The following is a 14,815-nucleotide window of genomic DNA, read 5'->3' as shown; positions in this document are numbered from 1 at the left end:
GCCAAGGCAATTATCTCGCCTAAGCGATTATCCAGCAGTAATGACTTTTCAGCGTGTGTTTTAACGAGGCAATCCGTATGAATCCAGCAAAAGTCATGCGTGCCGAGGTTAAGCAATTGACTGATTTACCCAATATTGGCAAAGCCTGTGCGGCGGATTTACGTTTGCTCGGCATAGATAAGCCTGAGCAGCTGTTAGATAGAAACCCCTACGAGCTGTATCAAACGCTGTGCGACAAAACGGGCCAGAGACACGACCCCTGTATGCTCGATGTGTTTATCTCCATCACCCGTTTTATGGCAGGTGAAGATCCTAAACCCTGGTGGTTTTACACCGATGAGCGCAAAAATACCTTAGAGAAATGAAGCTTTAGCGACTATCTATCTGCCTGTTTATCCAATGGTATCGTTTCGGGCTCTTCCCTTAACCACTCACGCCAAATGGCCACCAGCAGGGCCATCAATACTGGACCAACAAACAAACCGACAAAACCCATGGTTTTTACGCCGCCGATCAAACCGAAAAAAGTCGGTAAGAAAGGCAATTTAATCGGCCCACCGACAAGATTAGGCCTTAAGGTTTTATCGACAATAAACAACTCTATGCTGCCCCAAAGAAACAAGCCGACCCCCGCCGTCATATCGCCAGTGCCGACAAGGTAGAGTGAAATCAAGGTAAACATGGTTGGCGCGCCGCCGGGAACCAAGGCCATAAAGGCGGTTAACACCCCAAAAGCCACGGCCGAAGGTACTCCCGCAATCCAATAGGCAATCCCCAGCACTATGCCCTCACCAATTGCGATAAGCGTCATACCTATCACGGTAGAACTGACTGTTGCAGGCACCACACGGGAAAAACTATGCCAGCGAGCAGGCAGCACTCGCTCACCCACGATATCCAACTGTTTAGCCACTTGCGGACCATCTTTATACAGGAAAAACAAAGTGATCAGCATAAAAAGTAAGGTCAATAACAACCCTAAAGTATTCCAACCCAATTGCAGCACCCAACGGGAAATGCCACTCAAATTCTGGCCACTAATGGCACTGATAATTTGGCCTAATTCATGGGGTTCACCAATAAACTGCTGCCATTGCAGGGTTAACCATTCACCCATCCAAGGTAAATCTTTGATCCACAAGGGCACGGGCGAACCGTGTTGGTTAGTAAACACCAACCAATCAACCCAAGTTCTAATCTCTTGTAACGCATAGGAAAATACAAACACCAGCGGAATAATCAGCCCGAGCACAATACAACATAGGGCAATGGTTGCTGCCAACGCCGAGCGACCACCGCATTTTACCAATAGTTTTTGATAGAGAGGCCAACTTGAAAAACACACAATCAATGCAGCTAAGGCGGGCACTAAAAAATCGATAAAAAAGAATACGCCAGCACACAAGAGCAAAACCAACAAACTACGGCCAATAGCGGCATTACTGAAAATCGGCGTCATAGTGGTACGGCTCCCAAAAACTTAGATGAATAAACAATAGGCTATACGCCACATTGAGCGCGCAAATACACTCTTATAAACGCTAAGCAGACTAACTCAGATTGGTCGATAAATCATCTAATTAGCATATGATTTCATGGTTATAAATCTATTCTAAGAAACTTTTTTGTAATTTTGGAGTATGCCCAATGCATCAGCTAACACTTGGGGTTCATCCACTACTAAATTGATCACAGTTAACGGCTCAGGCAATTGTCCCATGCCGCCATAATAAGTTTGGGGCCGCTTAAAAATCAGCTGCACATTCGCGGTATCACCGCGGCCTATCGTCAATATTTCTGTTGCATTGATTGCAGTTGAATCACCTACCGATTTCCCCCCCATTTGCTGTGGCTGTACATGAGTCAAAAATGTTCCCAATTTCAGTTCACTTATCTGGGTTAAATCGATCGACATAAAACCCCAGAGACCATTATTGATAATGAGCTTACCTTCCCTTTGATACAGGGAGTAATAACGACTGATACGGTAATTGGCAGCAATTAATACCACTGAATACAAGATCAAACCAGAAACGAATACGGCAGCAATATGACTCATATTATCGACTAGTGTGTAACTCACAGTGGCAGCAGCGATTAAACACATTATGATGACTAATGCATGCCAAGGCTGGGCACTGAGCAACTTAAGCTGAGTGATGGATAAAGGGTGGCGACGGGAAAAATAAGGAATAGCGTAATACCAGCTCGCGGGTTCAGTGGCGAGTATTAAACCTAAGGTCAGCTTTTTATCGTCAAGCATTTGATTCTTTGGAAAATCAGTGTTTGCTGCACCCTTAATGTTAAGTGTTCTAAGTTCATTCGCCTCATCCCCCTTCTCTTGCTCCACTGTTTCAGCATACTGAGCAATGATCGCTAATCTTGGATCGCCTGAAGCCTTCCTCGCCTGCCACAATCCCTTAATAATACTCACCATCAAGTACAATTCGATGAGCAACAATATCGCTATAATAGGGAAACGCAGCCAAGCGACAAACTCGAAATACTCTGCTATTTGAGGAGGGTAGCTAAGGCGAGCCATGAGGCTGCTCAAACTTAGAATAACCAATATTCTCCAGTTTTTTTGCGCACCAATTTTGATAATCCAATACCAATAGAGCAGAGGTAACAACACAAAATATAGCGCACTGACGAGTGCCAAGGACAACTGCTCACTTGTTTGCGTTAACTATTCTGGCAGTAAATTAAACCCAAGCCAATACACAATAATCATCAAAATGAGAAAATAAATTCGATATTTAGCTGGGCGTCTTAGTCGAATTTTTAGCATTTAACATCCTTGTCAGTTGATCTAGCCAAGCCTATGCGATAGTGAAAACCCAAAAAATTAGCTTGGCTTATCAATAACATAATGGATAAAACCATGAATACAATGCTGGCTTAAAAACGCTCAAACTGAGCATTAAACCATCAAACCTAACGCCAATTGCCTCGTCAGCTCTGCGGCGGGAATCGCCTGACAGCCTGTTGCATTTTGGCCACACCAAAGTGGGCTAAAATCACCAAATCCTTGTTGTTCAGCGGCGCTTCGCAATACTGCGACGGCGCTTGAGGCGAGCGGAAAATCCGGTGCGGTATTATTGATGGGGCCAAGCTCTGCCATAAAACGATTCATAATTCCACGGGCGGGTCGACCAGTGAATAAGTTAGTCAGAGCCGTATGCTGCGCGGCCTCACTTTGCAGGGCGGCACGGTGAATATCACTGGTGGTACATTCGGGACAGAGTAAGTATGCAGTCCCCACTTGCACCGCCGAAGCGCCCATCGCCATAGCAGAGCGCACTGTCTTTGCATCGACTATGCCACCCGCTGCAATAACAGGAATATCAACGGCGGCAATGATTTGCGGCAATAGACTAAAAGTGCCTAACTGCTTGGTTAAATCATCGGATAAAAAATGCCCCCTGTGACCTCCGGCCTCTAAACCCTGCGCAATAATGGCATCCGCACCACGCGCTTCAAGCCATAGGGCTTCTTCTACAGTTGTCGCTGTCGAAATGATTTTTGAACCCCAAGACTTTATCTCCAGCAACAAATCTTCATTCGGTAAGCCAAAATGAAAACTCACCACCTCAGGTTTAAATTTAGCTAACACTGCAGCCTGGGTGCTGGTATATGGCGCGCGTTGTGCCCCCACGGTTTGGCTATCAGGATTGACACCCAACTCAGAAAAATAAGGCGCGAGTTGATTAAGCCATGCGGCTTGTTTCGCTGCTTGCGGTTCAGGTTCGTGATAACAAAAGAAGTTTACATTGATGGGCTTAGTCGTCTGGGTGCGAATATGTGTCAAGGCGGTATCTAAGGCTTCGAGGGATAACATGGCGCAGGGCAAAGATCCCAACGCCCCCACTTGCGACACAGCTATCGCTAAGGCACTGCCCTGAACACCCGCCATCGGCGCTTGAATAATTGGTAATTCGATTCCAAATAATCGGGTTAACTGGCACGGCATACATCACCTCCTTTGACTTGTTATCACTTGATGCTCAATCCTGATATGGCCCTGCGGCTAAACGCTGGGAGATCCACCACAGATTGCCCACGGGATCCCGCACTCCACCTTGGCGATCGCCATAGGGCATATTCGCCACTTCCATCACTAACTCACCCGCAGCGGCGAGTGCCTGAGCCACCGTTTTATCGGCATTTTCCACATATAAATAATAGGATGCGGGCATAGGCGTAAAAGCTTCACTCGCCTCACTCAACATAAATAAACAGTCGCCGATTTGCATCTGTGCATTAGCTATTTTGCCATCAGCCCGACGGGAAATATGTAGCGCTTTAGCATCAAAGGCTTGCTGTAAAAAAACCACTAAACTATCGGCATCAGCGATCATCATATACGGACTAACCCGTGCAAATCCTGACGGAATAAACATAACGATTCCTTGTTACCTAAGCATGAAATTGATCCTAAAAAACCACTATAAGCCAATGACTATAGACTAAGCACTATGGCAAAAACCAGCTGTGGCAATTAAGCCTTAAGCGTGAAATGTAAACTTAAGCATTCAGTGAACAAGTCAAAGCGTAAAGCCTGCTAATGTAATACGCCCCTACAATTTCAACCACTCTGCAGCCCATCATAAAAGTGCCATAACACTTCATGGCACTGGTTATTAAGAATAAATCAGCTTTATTTAGCATCGACTTAGCAACTATGGATCATTCATCTATGCTTAATCTATTGTTAACTTAACATGATGATCCTATGCACTTTACTGCATTCTTCGCTTACTCCCTCAGGATTTGCCTCACCTTAATCCTCTATATTTTCGCCTTTGCAGTGCAGGCAACTTGGTATCCCGCCGATGTGATTGCTGATGGCAAAAAAACGGCATACACACCACTTACTCAAGCCAATAAACCATGGCGGATCTGTGCCTTACTTCCCCATGGTAAAGACCAATATTGGTGGGGCGTCGCCTTTGGGTTATCGCAGGAATCCGAACGCCAAGGTGTAACTCTCGGCATTTATGATGCTGGAGGATATGACAATATTGAGCAACAAAAACAACAACTCTATGATTGCCAAGCCCTCAAAGCTCAAGCCTATATTATTGCTGCGAATACGGCTGATGGACTGATTGCGGATATCGAACAACTCTCTGCTGCGGGCATTCCTGTTATTGATTTAGTGAATGGTATCGCGACCGACAAACTCACGAGTCGCTCCTTAGTCAGCTTTGAAGATATGTCTGCGGCAGCGATTGAGTATATTGCATCGCAGCAACGAGACCCTGTCGATAAAGCGCCTGCGAAACTTAAAGTTGCTTGGTTTCCAGGGCCTAAGGACGCTTCTTGGGTTATGGCGGCGGAACAAGGATTTAGGCGGGCGGCAACCAAACAAGAGTTCGACACAATTGAAGGAGGGTTTGGCACTACGGAGTTATTTATTCAAGCTGATTTAGTGCGAAAAGTGCTTACTAAACAAAGTGTAGATTATGTGATCGCCAATGCAGTTGCCGCCACTTTCGCGGCGCGCTATTTAGACGGACGTAGGAATAAAACGGGAATAGTCATCGCATTCTACTCGAATGCACAGACCATAGAATTAGTGCAGAAAAAACAGTTACTCGCGACGGTCAGCGACTCGCCAGTATTGCAGGCTCGAATTGCCATCGATCTCGCAATACGCGCACTCGAAGGTGCGCCTTATCCCCACAGAGTGAGCCCAGTTATCAAGGTCATCTCCCAAGACAACATCCACCAGATTGATTTAGAACAAATATTAGCGCCACAGAATCAGTGGATGATCCATCAGGATCTTCCTCAGCCAAAATGATGTTCACTAAACTAAATAATCGGCGCCCAGCCCAACAAATAATGCGAGTCCTGCCCAATTGTTATTGAGAAACGCTTTAAAACAAGGGGCTCGTTCGCGATCAAAGATCAGCATTTGCTGGTAAGTACTAAAACCGACAAAAGTCAGTAAACCTAGGCCATAGAGTAAACCACGATCGGCGCTCCAACCGGCGGCGATAAAACAAGCCAGCGCAGCAAGCTGAAATAAACCTATGATTTGGCGGTCATATTTACCGAACAAAATTGCAGTAGATTTAATGCCCACCTTTAAATCATCATCCCTATCGACCATGGCATACATGGTATCGTAGGCGACAGTCCAAAACCAATTGGCCGCAAATAACCACCAAGCCTCGATGGGTACTTCACCCGTCTGCGCGGCGTAAGCCATAGGGATAGACCAACTCCACACCACGCCTAGAAACATCTGCGGCATATTGGTGATGCGTTTAGTGAAGGGATAAATGATAGTGAGGATAATACCAACAACGGATAATTTAACCACTAATCCATTGAGTAATAAGACCAAACCAAAAGCAGATAAACCTAAAATGACGAACAGTATCAAGGCTTCTTTAGTGCTGATTTCGCCACTGGCCAGCGGCCGAGATTTAGTGCGTTCCACAAAAGAGTCGAGATCGCGATCGGCATAGTCGTTAATAATGCAGCCACAGGCACGCATGATTACCACGCCAATAATAAAGATGATCAATACCTTAAGATCGGGCATACCACCCGCCGCTAACATCAGCGCCATCAAGCATGGCCACATCAGCAATAGCGTACCTATGGGACGGTCGATTCGAGTAAGACGGGAATACACATCCCACTTCTGCTTTAAATTCATTAACTAGGTACTCCCAATACCCTCAAGTTTCCACTCGGTTTCAGGATTAGCATCATATACCCATGCTTCTCCCGATGCGAATTTACGCCCTGAAAGCGTGTCATAAAAAGCTGACATTCATCGCGTTCAGGGCTGGTATTAAAGCGCCTCTAACCGAGCGTAAGCCACCACTAACCACTTGCTGCCAAAGTCAGTAAAGCTCACTTGTACTCGCCCTTGGGCACCGCTGCCCTCAAAGTTGGTCACTTTACCTTCACCAAATTTAGGGTGATTGACTCGTTGGCCGACGTTAAAGCCTGTATCGTTTGTCGCAGCCGATTTTGGGGCGCTAAAACGATTATTCGCCATCGGCGTTGAAACCTGCGCCTTAAGACGGATTTCATCCACATATTGCGGCGGGATCTCTTTGATAAAACGCGACGGCCGAGCGTAATCTTCGCGGCCATAAATGCGCCGCGATTCCGCATAGGTTATGTAGAGTTTTTCCATGGCACGGGTCATGCCCACATAGCAGAGACGGCGTTCTTCATCGAGTCTATCGCCCTCTTCGAGCGCCATTTTACTCGGGAAGATCCCTTCTTCGACACCCGCCATGAACACCATAGTGAACTCTAACCCTTTGGCAGAATGCAGCGTCATTAGCTGCACCGCATCGGTAAAGGCATCGGCTTGGCCTTCGCCTGCTTCGAGCGCCGCGTGGGATAGGAAACCGTTAAGTTCTCCCATATCCTCCAGCTCTTCTGGCAGCTCAAAAGTACGCGCCGCCGTGACGAGTTCTTCTAAGTTTTCGATTCTAGCGTGGGCTTTTTCACCCTTTTCGGCTTCATACATAGCCTTAAGGCCCGAGGCTTGGATCACAGTATCGGCCATGCGATACAGCACCATATCTTGAGTGTCTTCACGCAGTGTCATGATTAAGTCCATGAAACCACGCACAGAATTTGCCGCGCGGCCCGCAAGCACTTTCTCGTCGAGCAAACGCACACTCGCCTGCCACAGGGTTAATTCATGCTGGCGCGCCGTGGAGCGCAAAATATCCAAAGTGCGATCGCCAATGCCACGGGGCGGCGTGTTAACTACACGCTCAAACGCCGCATCGTCGTCTTTGTTATTAATCAGCCGCAGGTAACCCATGGCATCTTTAATTTCTTGGCGTTCGAAGAAGCGTAAACCGCCGTAAATGCGATAGGCTAAGCCTTTGTGTAATAAGGCTTCTTCCAATACCCGCGATTGAGCGTTAGAACGATATAAAATCGCACAATCACTGAGGTTGCCGCCCTTTTCGTGCCAATCATTAATTCGACCGACTATAAAGCGCGCCTCGTCCATTTCATTAAAGGCGCAATAAAGCGAAATCGGATCGCCATCGGCTTCATCCGTCCACAACTCTTTACCCATACGCTCTGGGTTATTGGCGATTAAGGCGTTGGACGCTTTAAGAATATTGCCCTTAGAGCGATAGTTTTGTTCGAGGCGAATCGTGGTCGCCGTCGGAAAATCTTTTAAGAATCTATGTAGGTTTTCAACCTGAGCACCACGCCAACCGTAAATCGATTGGTCGTCATCACCGACTATCATCACATTGGCAGTTTGACCAGCAAGCACACGGATCCACGCATATTGGATCGCGTTGGTATCTTGGAACTCGTCCACCAAAATATGCTTAAATCTGTCTTGATAATGGGCCAACAAGTGCGGTTTATTGAGCCATAACTCATGGGCACGTAATAGGATTTCGGCAAAATCGACTAAACCCGCGCGGTCACAGGACTCTTGGTAAACCTGATAGATTTTTAACAGATTTTGCTCAAGCGGAAAACCGCCCGCATCGATATGTTTAGGACGTAATCCTTGGTCTTTTTTACCATTGATATAACCCTGAGCTTGGCGTGGAGGATATTGTTTCTCATCCAAATTCAGGCTTTTAAGAATACGTTTGATCAAACGTACTTGATCGTCTGAATCGAGGATTTGGAAGCTTTGCGGTAAACCCGCATCTTGGAAGTGAGTGCGTAACAAGCGATGCGCCAAGCCGTGGAAAGTCCCAATCCACATGCGGCCCATATTGGTGCCAGCGACTTTTTCAACTCGCTCGCGCATCTCAGCCGCAGCTTTATTGGTAAACGTCACCGCAAGAATCGAGTAAGGACTCTGCTGTTCAACCTGCATCAGCCACGCAATGCGGTGGGTCAACACCCGAGTTTTACCACTGCCCGCGCCCGCCAACACTAACATGCTAGATTGCGGTGCCGCGACAGCCTCGCGCTGCTTATCATTCAGGCCGTCTAGTAAAGAAGATACGTCCATTCTCGCCTCCAAAAAATCGAGGAGGCATTATAACAGAAGAAAACCCGCCTGCGCGTTTGATCCACTAGACAAGGGCCACAAGACGAATGACATGATGCCGCACCTTGATTTGCACTGATGTCGAACTACATTGATTAAGCACTGTCATTCACGCAATGCTTGTGGGCGGGAATCCAGCTTTTCGGTAACAGAACTTTGTTTTTAGGGTAGGAATTGAACAAATACAAGGCTGTATTAATGACTCATAGAGAGGGTGTTCATCATTCTGTTTCAGCGATTAAGCACTGTCATTCCAGTGACACGCCATTAACTCATCCCTGAGGGCTCGACGACGGCATCCATGCCGTCAACGGTCACTTCCATGACAGTGCTTAATCTTACCAACCCCGATAGTAATCTGAACCCTTTCTTACGAGCATACACTCTGTAAATTTAAAGATAGATGGCTCGTTAATTCCTGCACAGAAAATTTTATAGTCTCATCATTTTTTACTACTGCTGTTTTCTCTGCACTCGATCCCATTCAGCTTTGAGCATTAAGGGTACGATGCGCTGAAACTCTGCGAGTTTTTCTTTGATACGAGATTCGTTTGTAAGAGCTTGATATACCCTTTCCTCTGAGATAAATGCATTATTTATAAAGGTAACTAATCCTAAAATCTTATTATCAAAAGCTTTATCATTTAAACTGTTTGCATCTTTATCTGGGTTAAGCATAAAACTAATCTTAACAGTCTTTTCAATTAGTTCAGATTCAAGTTTCTTAAGCTCTGCATACGTGGATTTGACACTGTCAAAATATTCTCTTGCTTGCCTCTCGTAAATCATTAATTCTCTATAATCATTATTGTTTTCTTCAGAGAGGATTCGCGGCAATCCGCTATTTTCTTCACGGAATTTAGCTCGAAACACAGCGCACCGTCTTTCAGCACTTTTCAAATGTTTAACTATCTCAAGCATATCTTTCTCGATTTTATAGAAATAGAGTAGTTGAATTGCGACTCTGACATAACTACTAGCTTCATCTCGAAAGGTGTTAATCCACTTTTGACGAAATTCGTCAATTACGACTTTGTGACGTTCTTTCTGTTCATTTTTAGCAAGTTGAATTTTGCTTTCTAATGAATCATTATGTTGTTTCTCTTGAGTTTTAAGAAGTTCGAGATGTTCTTCCATACGCTTACTTGCATCTATTTCGATTTGTTCAACCTGCTTATCTGTTTCTCTTCGTAGAGTCCGATGAAGAAAATAGAGTGAGAGTCCAATCGAGCCTACGATACTAACTATCGCCGCCCCAAAATTAATCCACGCGGGTTTGTCAGGTGAGTCCATAAAAAGATGTAAATCGACATCTCTCTTTTCAAGCGATTCATAGTTAACTTTTTGTTCTTTAAGATATTGAGCTATCTCTGTATTTTTCCGGTTAATTTGAGTAACTTGCTTTTTGGCTTCCTCAATATTTGGAATAATAGAATTTTTAAGCTCAGTATTATCTTTAGATACAGCCTCAAGCTTTGCTGTAAGCTCTTTAAGCTGTATTGAAAGTTGTTCTACTGTGACAAGTTCGTCTGCCGATTTTAATGTTGTCTGAGAGTTCTCTGAAGCGTTTACTGCTGTTGATAGAATTAGCGCTATAAAAAATAGGGTTCTTGTTATCATATTATGCTTTTGGGAATGAAGTGCATCATGACGGCACGCTTAGTTAAATAACCAATGAGTTTAACACTTTAACGGTGAAACAAGACATCCACAACTCTTCAATGCTTTAAGTGGCCAACAGACAACTCAACAATCAAAGGAATACGCCATCCCCTCGGAGTTGCCGCAGGGCGAATAGACAAATTGCGTGAGTCTCGCCATGGATGGCGAGCTAGCTTTCGCAGGTGCAGGGACGCATCCTTCGGAAGCGATAGCAAATTTGGCAATGAGCACAAGGGGCTTTCAACTCCGTTGGGGGCGTCATGGAGCATCCAAGGAGGATAGGACGAGCAGTCCTCCTTGGTCGGGTGTGGGGTGAAGCCCCACGACGTTGACGTTGACTTTGACTTTGATTAAATAATTCAAACAAGAGTTGGGACAAAATCCCGCTTGCCAAAAACCTACACAAGATTACGAATTTCAACAGATAGATCAGCAGCGGAGCTCTGCCCCAAACCCCCTTCTCGGTGAGAATAACTTTAGGTAGCGGCGGATCGCGGTTAGAATACTCACCCTGTTTTTCTTGGTTACTTTTTCGGAAACAATCATGTCCCATTCAGCGCTTAATTCTTTTGATGATTTTTACCAGCTTTTGGCTGACAGCTTGGCGAAGAATAGTCTGATAAAACTATTATTGAGTAAGTACCGAGGGGCAGATAAAAGCCTGCAGCGCATTACGATTCGGCCGATCAGTTTGCAAAATGAGCCTGTGCTGTCGTTTGTGTATCAGCACCAGACGAATCACATCACTAAAAACCTGAGTTATGACGAAGGCTTAGCCAGCATAAAACTGTTACTCGGTAGCGATTTTAAGAGCGCGCACTTAGCCACGGCGCAGGCAGACGTTCAGCTGGAAATCAGCAAAAAAGGCAAAGTACAAATCAGCACACATAACGTTAAACAAGCCGTCGCGGCGCCGTTAGAACATGACCGTGAGAAAAAGCGTTTTGTGGATATCGAACGTCCCTTCCTGACTCAGCTCGGGGTGACTGATAGCCAACATAATCTTATCCCTGCGATGTCGCGCAAATGGAAGCAAATCAATAAGTTTATTGAGGTTTTCAGCCAAGCGCTCGAAGCCTCACCCCACAAGAATGACCAACCGATCAATGTGGTCGATTTTGGTTCAGGTAAAGGTTATCTCACCTTTGCAATCCATGACTACCTGCGCCACAGCCTTCACAATGATGCGCAGGTGACTGGGGTGGAATTACGCCAAGCCTTGGCCGATTTATGTAATGAAACCGCGGCAACGCTGGATCATCAAGGATTGTCGTTTGTCTGCGGCGATGTGAGAACCCATGCGCCTAAGCAAACCGATGTGATGATCGCCCTGCACGCCTGCGATATCGCCACTGACTATGCGATTCATTATGGTATTCGCGCCAATGCCGACATCATCATGTGTTCACCTTGCTGCCATAAACAAATTCGACCGCAGATGCACAGCCCAGAATTGTTTAAACCTATGCTGCAATATGGGGTGCACATGGGCCAACAGGCTGAAATGGTGACGGATTCATTACGTGCGCTATTTTTGGAAGCCAACGGTTATGCGACTAAGGTGTTTGAATTTATCAGCCTAGAACATACCAATAAGAATAAGATGATTTTGGCCGTTAAAAAGCCACAACATAATCAGAAAGACAGCGCCGCAATCCTCGCGCAAATTGCTGACATTAAAGCCTATTACGGTATCAAGGAACACTGCTTAGAAACCTTACTCACGCAAACCCAAGCCGATTAACGGCCGGCGGTTTACTGGCAAAGCATTAGAACTTGGCACTCACCACAACCCCGTTGAAATTGAGGCAATCTTTAATTCTTTGCTGCTGAACCGCGCTAAGGGTGTCGATATCGTGGAAGGCAAACTCTGAGTGTTCGTGGCTTAAGTGGATCGGCAGTGGCTCGTCGTCTGCCCCATCTTTTGCCACCTCAGGCCCATCAAGCAATAGCAGTTCGCAACGAAAAATAAAGGCTTGGGATTGATAGGCGCTGTGATAATACACGCCGCTCAAATAGTTAACCTGCACACTTAAGCCTAATTCCTCTTGGCATTCACGTACTAAGGCCTCGTGAATCGTTTCACCTGGCTCGAGTGCGCCACCGGGCAAACCCCAAGCAAAATTACCATAATTGGCCTTAAGCAACAGCACTTGTCCCTGCGCATTAGTGATAACCGCGTGGCTGCTCAATCTAAAGGTATCGTTAAAGGCCACTCAGTTATCCTTGCATTTCTGTTCGGTACGTATTTGAGATATCACACAAAATCACTTCGCCGCAAAAGTATTACAACTGGCGAGATTACCCGAATCAAACCCTGTCTTAAACCATTTCACCCGCTGCGCCGAACTGCCATGGGTAAAAGCATCGGGCTGTACGGCGCGACCCGCCATCTTTTGCAGACGATCGTCACCCACAGCACTAGCGGCGGCAATGCCTTCCGCTAAATCGCCTGCTTCAAGTAAGTTAAGTTGTTGATTGACATAATGCCCCCAAATACCCGCGTAACAATCCGCCTGTAATTCGAGTGCGACACTCAATTGATTAGCCTGCACTTTACTGCCAGATTGCTGCGCTTGGCGCACCTTAGTGCTAGTGCCCAGCAGATTTTGCACATGGTGGCCTACCTCGTGGGCAATCACATAGGCAAAGGCAAAGTCACCGGGTGCGCCTAAGGTTTTAAGTTCATCTAGAAAACTAAGATCGATATAAACCTTGCTATCGGCAGGGCAATAGAAGGGCCCAGACTGCGCCTGTCCCATACCGCAGCCAGTGGAGGTCATATTGCGATAAAGCACTAACTTAGGCTCTCGATATTGCCCTTTGAGTAACTGGCCCCAAACGGTTTCTGTGGTGCCTAAAATGGCCGCCACAAACTGGGCATTTTCATCCTGTACCGCTGTTGTTGAACTAGATTGAGCTTGGCTAAGATGAGATTGAGTATTTGGGTCGAGTGACAGACCACCGGTAAAATACTGAAAAGCAATATAAATGCCGCCGATGAGCAACACCACGCGGCCAAGTTTAGTTCTCAGCAAAAAGGGCAAGAACCTGAGTAACAAGGCACTCGGCACACCCGCAGATGCCATTTGCTGGCCGCGTCTGTCTTCGATATTGGAGCTTCTGTCAGTGTCACGCCAGCGCATCGCATTCCTTCACTCTGTAGTTAAAACTTTCATTAAACCGCTATTAAAGTCGCTTAGATGCACAACTCTGATTTCGTATTTGCACTCTAGCGCCTAGTGATTAAGAGTCTAGTGATTATTTCGCTTGTGTATCGCTTGTGGGCGCGTCTTTCAGTGAACGTAAAAACAATCCTAAACCACCAAAGGCCAAAACGAGGATCACGATAAGTTCAAAGGCCGACATAGATTTAAAGTGGAATTGAATCGAGCTGATAACCCCTACAATCAAGGCCGTTAGCGAACCTAAACTCAGCAGCCAAGCTAACTTACTCTTAGCGTCAAAAAACACCATCACAATGCCGATAATAAACGGTAGCATCACCATGCCAGTGGTGATCGACATGCCTTGCCCAAAGGCATTTACTCGATATAAACCATAGCCCAGTCCAAAACTAGAGCTCACTTGTATTGCATTGAACAATAAATAAAATCCACCACACATCATGGCAAGACCCATAAAAAATTGTCCCGTCCCGCCCTGTGTTCCGCCCGCACCTTTCATAGATATCCTTTCTACATTAACGATTTTTGAGTGGCTTGTTCTATGGCCATTTTCAGCCGTTGCTTTTCTTCTACTGCTTTTACTTTTGCATACTGATAACGGCTTTTATCCGCCTCATTAACACAGCGCTGTTTATCTCGCATAGGCTCATAAGATTCAACACAGGTTCTTGCACCACAGACTCATTCGGTGCAGGCAGATGTCAGCACAGTAAAGAACAAGAGCAGCATAATCAAAGGGAATTTCACCATCAAGCACGCCTCAGTGAATGACCCAAATAACACACCTCATTCATAGGTAACGCCCATATTGCCAATCACACATTTTTGCTAAGTGATATCAAGCTTATTCAGGCCCCATGTTGACATAAATTACGCTAAGGCCAACACTCAATGATGAATTTTTATACGCATGAACGACGACACTAAAGTGGATTAGATACAC

The 14,815-nt window shown here is 45.8% G+C and carries 13 protein-coding genes; 3 read left to right on the top strand and 10 right to left on the bottom strand.

The features are described 5' to 3' along the window. Positions 1–77: 77 nt before the first annotated feature. Complete coding sequence (locus tag L5M11_RS17685) at positions 78–365, top strand: helix-hairpin-helix domain-containing protein (RefSeq protein WP_219250997.1); 288 nt, start codon at positions 78–80, stop codon at positions 363–365. Positions 366–376: 11 nt separating this feature from the next. Here L5M11_RS17685 and L5M11_RS17680 read toward each other — a convergent pair whose 3' ends face one another. The 4 genes from L5M11_RS17680 to L5M11_RS17665 all read right to left on the bottom strand — a co-directional run bounded on the left by L5M11_RS17680 (position 377) and on the right by L5M11_RS17665 (position 4,403). Then, complete coding sequence (locus tag L5M11_RS17680; RefSeq protein WP_263192861.1) at positions 377–1,459, bottom strand: AI-2E family transporter; 1,083 nt, start codon at positions 1,457–1,459, stop codon at positions 377–379. A 153-nt stretch (positions 1,460–1,612) separates the two neighbouring features. Continuing rightward, positions 1,613–2,542: a hypothetical protein gene (locus L5M11_RS17675; RefSeq protein WP_263192859.1), complete on the bottom strand. Its 930-nt coding sequence runs from the start codon at positions 2,540–2,542 to the stop codon at positions 1,613–1,615. Between the two features lie 381 nt (positions 2,543–2,923). Next, positions 2,924–3,973: an NAD(P)H-dependent flavin oxidoreductase gene (locus L5M11_RS17670; RefSeq protein ID WP_131524225.1), complete on the bottom strand. Its 1,050-nt coding sequence runs from the start codon at positions 3,971–3,973 to the stop codon at positions 2,924–2,926. Positions 3,974–4,007: 34 nt separating this feature from the next. Beyond that, on the bottom strand, positions 4,008–4,403 hold the full coding sequence (locus L5M11_RS17665) for a VOC family protein (protein ID WP_131524224.1): 396 nt from the start codon (positions 4,401–4,403) through the stop codon (positions 4,008–4,010). A gap of 332 nt (positions 4,404–4,735) precedes the next feature. Between L5M11_RS17665 and torT the strand changes: the two genes are divergently transcribed. Next, a complete protein-coding gene (torT, locus tag L5M11_RS17660; protein ID WP_263192858.1) occupies positions 4,736–5,809 on the top strand; it encodes a TMAO reductase system periplasmic protein TorT in 1,074 nt (357 codons plus the stop codon). A gap of 6 nt (positions 5,810–5,815) precedes the next feature. On the opposite strand, the gene ubiA is transcribed toward torT, so the two are convergent. The 3 genes from ubiA to L5M11_RS17645 form a co-directional block, all read right to left on the bottom strand. Then, entirely contained in the window at positions 5,816–6,676 is an 861-nt protein-coding gene (gene ubiA / locus L5M11_RS17655) for a 4-hydroxybenzoate octaprenyltransferase (RefSeq protein WP_105250362.1), read from the bottom strand. 138 nt (positions 6,677–6,814) lie between these two features. Beyond that, positions 6,815–8,983, bottom strand: a complete 2,169-nt coding sequence (gene uvrD / locus L5M11_RS17650) for a DNA helicase II (protein ID WP_263163726.1) — start codon at positions 8,981–8,983, stop codon at positions 6,815–6,817. A 492-nt stretch (positions 8,984–9,475) separates the two neighbouring features. Further along, positions 9,476–10,642: a hypothetical protein gene (locus L5M11_RS17645; RefSeq protein WP_263143161.1), complete on the bottom strand. Its 1,167-nt coding sequence runs from the start codon at positions 10,640–10,642 to the stop codon at positions 9,476–9,478. 586 nt (positions 10,643–11,228) lie between these two features. On the opposite strand from L5M11_RS17645, the gene L5M11_RS17640 reads away from it, so the two are divergent. Continuing rightward, positions 11,229–12,428 carry a class I SAM-dependent methyltransferase gene (locus L5M11_RS17640; RefSeq protein WP_263192856.1) on the top strand — a complete coding sequence of 400 codons (1,200 nt, stop codon included), beginning with the start codon at positions 11,229–11,231 and terminating at the stop codon, positions 12,426–12,428. Positions 12,429–12,453: 25 nt separating this feature from the next. On the opposite strand, the gene L5M11_RS17635 is transcribed toward L5M11_RS17640, so the two are convergent. The 3 genes from L5M11_RS17635 to L5M11_RS17625 form a co-directional block, all read right to left on the bottom strand. Further along, the gene (locus L5M11_RS17635) at positions 12,454–12,900 is read right to left on the bottom strand and encodes an NUDIX hydrolase (protein ID WP_263192855.1); all 447 of its coding nucleotides are present in this window, start codon (positions 12,898–12,900) and stop codon (positions 12,454–12,456) included. A 51-nt stretch (positions 12,901–12,951) separates the two neighbouring features. Further along, on the bottom strand, positions 12,952–13,830 hold the full coding sequence (locus tag L5M11_RS17630) for a neutral zinc metallopeptidase (protein WP_263192854.1): 879 nt from the start codon (positions 13,828–13,830) through the stop codon (positions 12,952–12,954). A 115-nt stretch (positions 13,831–13,945) separates the two neighbouring features. After that, on the bottom strand, positions 13,946–14,371 hold the full coding sequence (locus L5M11_RS17625) for a hypothetical protein (RefSeq protein WP_006084327.1): 426 nt from the start codon (positions 14,369–14,371) through the stop codon (positions 13,946–13,948). Positions 14,372–14,815: the final 444 nt, after the last annotated feature.

The sequence above is a fragment of the Shewanella sp. SM87 genome (assembly GCF_025653705.1).
Taxonomy (GTDB): Bacteria; Pseudomonadota; Gammaproteobacteria; order Enterobacterales; family Shewanellaceae; genus Shewanella; species Shewanella oncorhynchi.
Note: the sequence above shows the minus strand (reverse complement) of the source record. Positions and strands in the feature narration are given on the sequence as shown.

What these genes read in the sequence shown, in the direction of transcription:
- L5M11_RS17685 (WP_219250997.1), top strand. Translation starts at nt 78, where the DNA reads ATGAATCCAGCAAAAGTCATGCGTGCCGAGGTTAAGCAATTGACTGAT.
- L5M11_RS17680 (WP_263192861.1), bottom strand. Translation starts at nt 1,459, where the DNA reads ATGACGCCGATTTTCAGTAATGCCGCTATTGGCCGTAGTTTGTTGGTT.
- L5M11_RS17675 (WP_263192859.1), bottom strand. Translation starts at nt 2,542, where the DNA reads ATGGCTCGCCTTAGCTACCCTCCTCAAATAGCAGAGTATTTCGAGTTT.
- L5M11_RS17670 (WP_131524225.1), bottom strand. Translation starts at nt 3,973, where the DNA reads ATGCCGTGCCAGTTAACCCGATTATTTGGAATCGAATTACCAATTATT.
- L5M11_RS17665 (WP_131524224.1), bottom strand. Translation starts at nt 4,403, where the DNA reads ATGTTTATTCCGTCAGGATTTGCACGGGTTAGTCCGTATATGATGATC.
- torT (WP_263192858.1), top strand. Translation starts at nt 4,736, where the DNA reads ATGCACTTTACTGCATTCTTCGCTTACTCCCTCAGGATTTGCCTCACC.
- ubiA (WP_105250362.1), bottom strand. Translation starts at nt 6,676, where the DNA reads ATGAATTTAAAGCAGAAGTGGGATGTGTATTCCCGTCTTACTCGAATC.
- uvrD (WP_263163726.1), bottom strand. Translation starts at nt 8,983, where the DNA reads ATGGACGTATCTTCTTTACTAGACGGCCTGAATGATAAGCAGCGCGAG.
- L5M11_RS17645 (WP_263143161.1), bottom strand. Translation starts at nt 10,642, where the DNA reads ATGATAACAAGAACCCTATTTTTTATAGCGCTAATTCTATCAACAGCA.
- L5M11_RS17640 (WP_263192856.1), top strand. Translation starts at nt 11,229, where the DNA reads ATGTCCCATTCAGCGCTTAATTCTTTTGATGATTTTTACCAGCTTTTG.
- L5M11_RS17630 (WP_263192854.1), bottom strand. Translation starts at nt 13,830, where the DNA reads ATGCGCTGGCGTGACACTGACAGAAGCTCCAATATCGAAGACAGACGC.
- L5M11_RS17625 (WP_006084327.1), bottom strand. Translation starts at nt 14,371, where the DNA reads ATGAAAGGTGCGGGCGGAACACAGGGCGGGACGGGACAATTTTTTATG.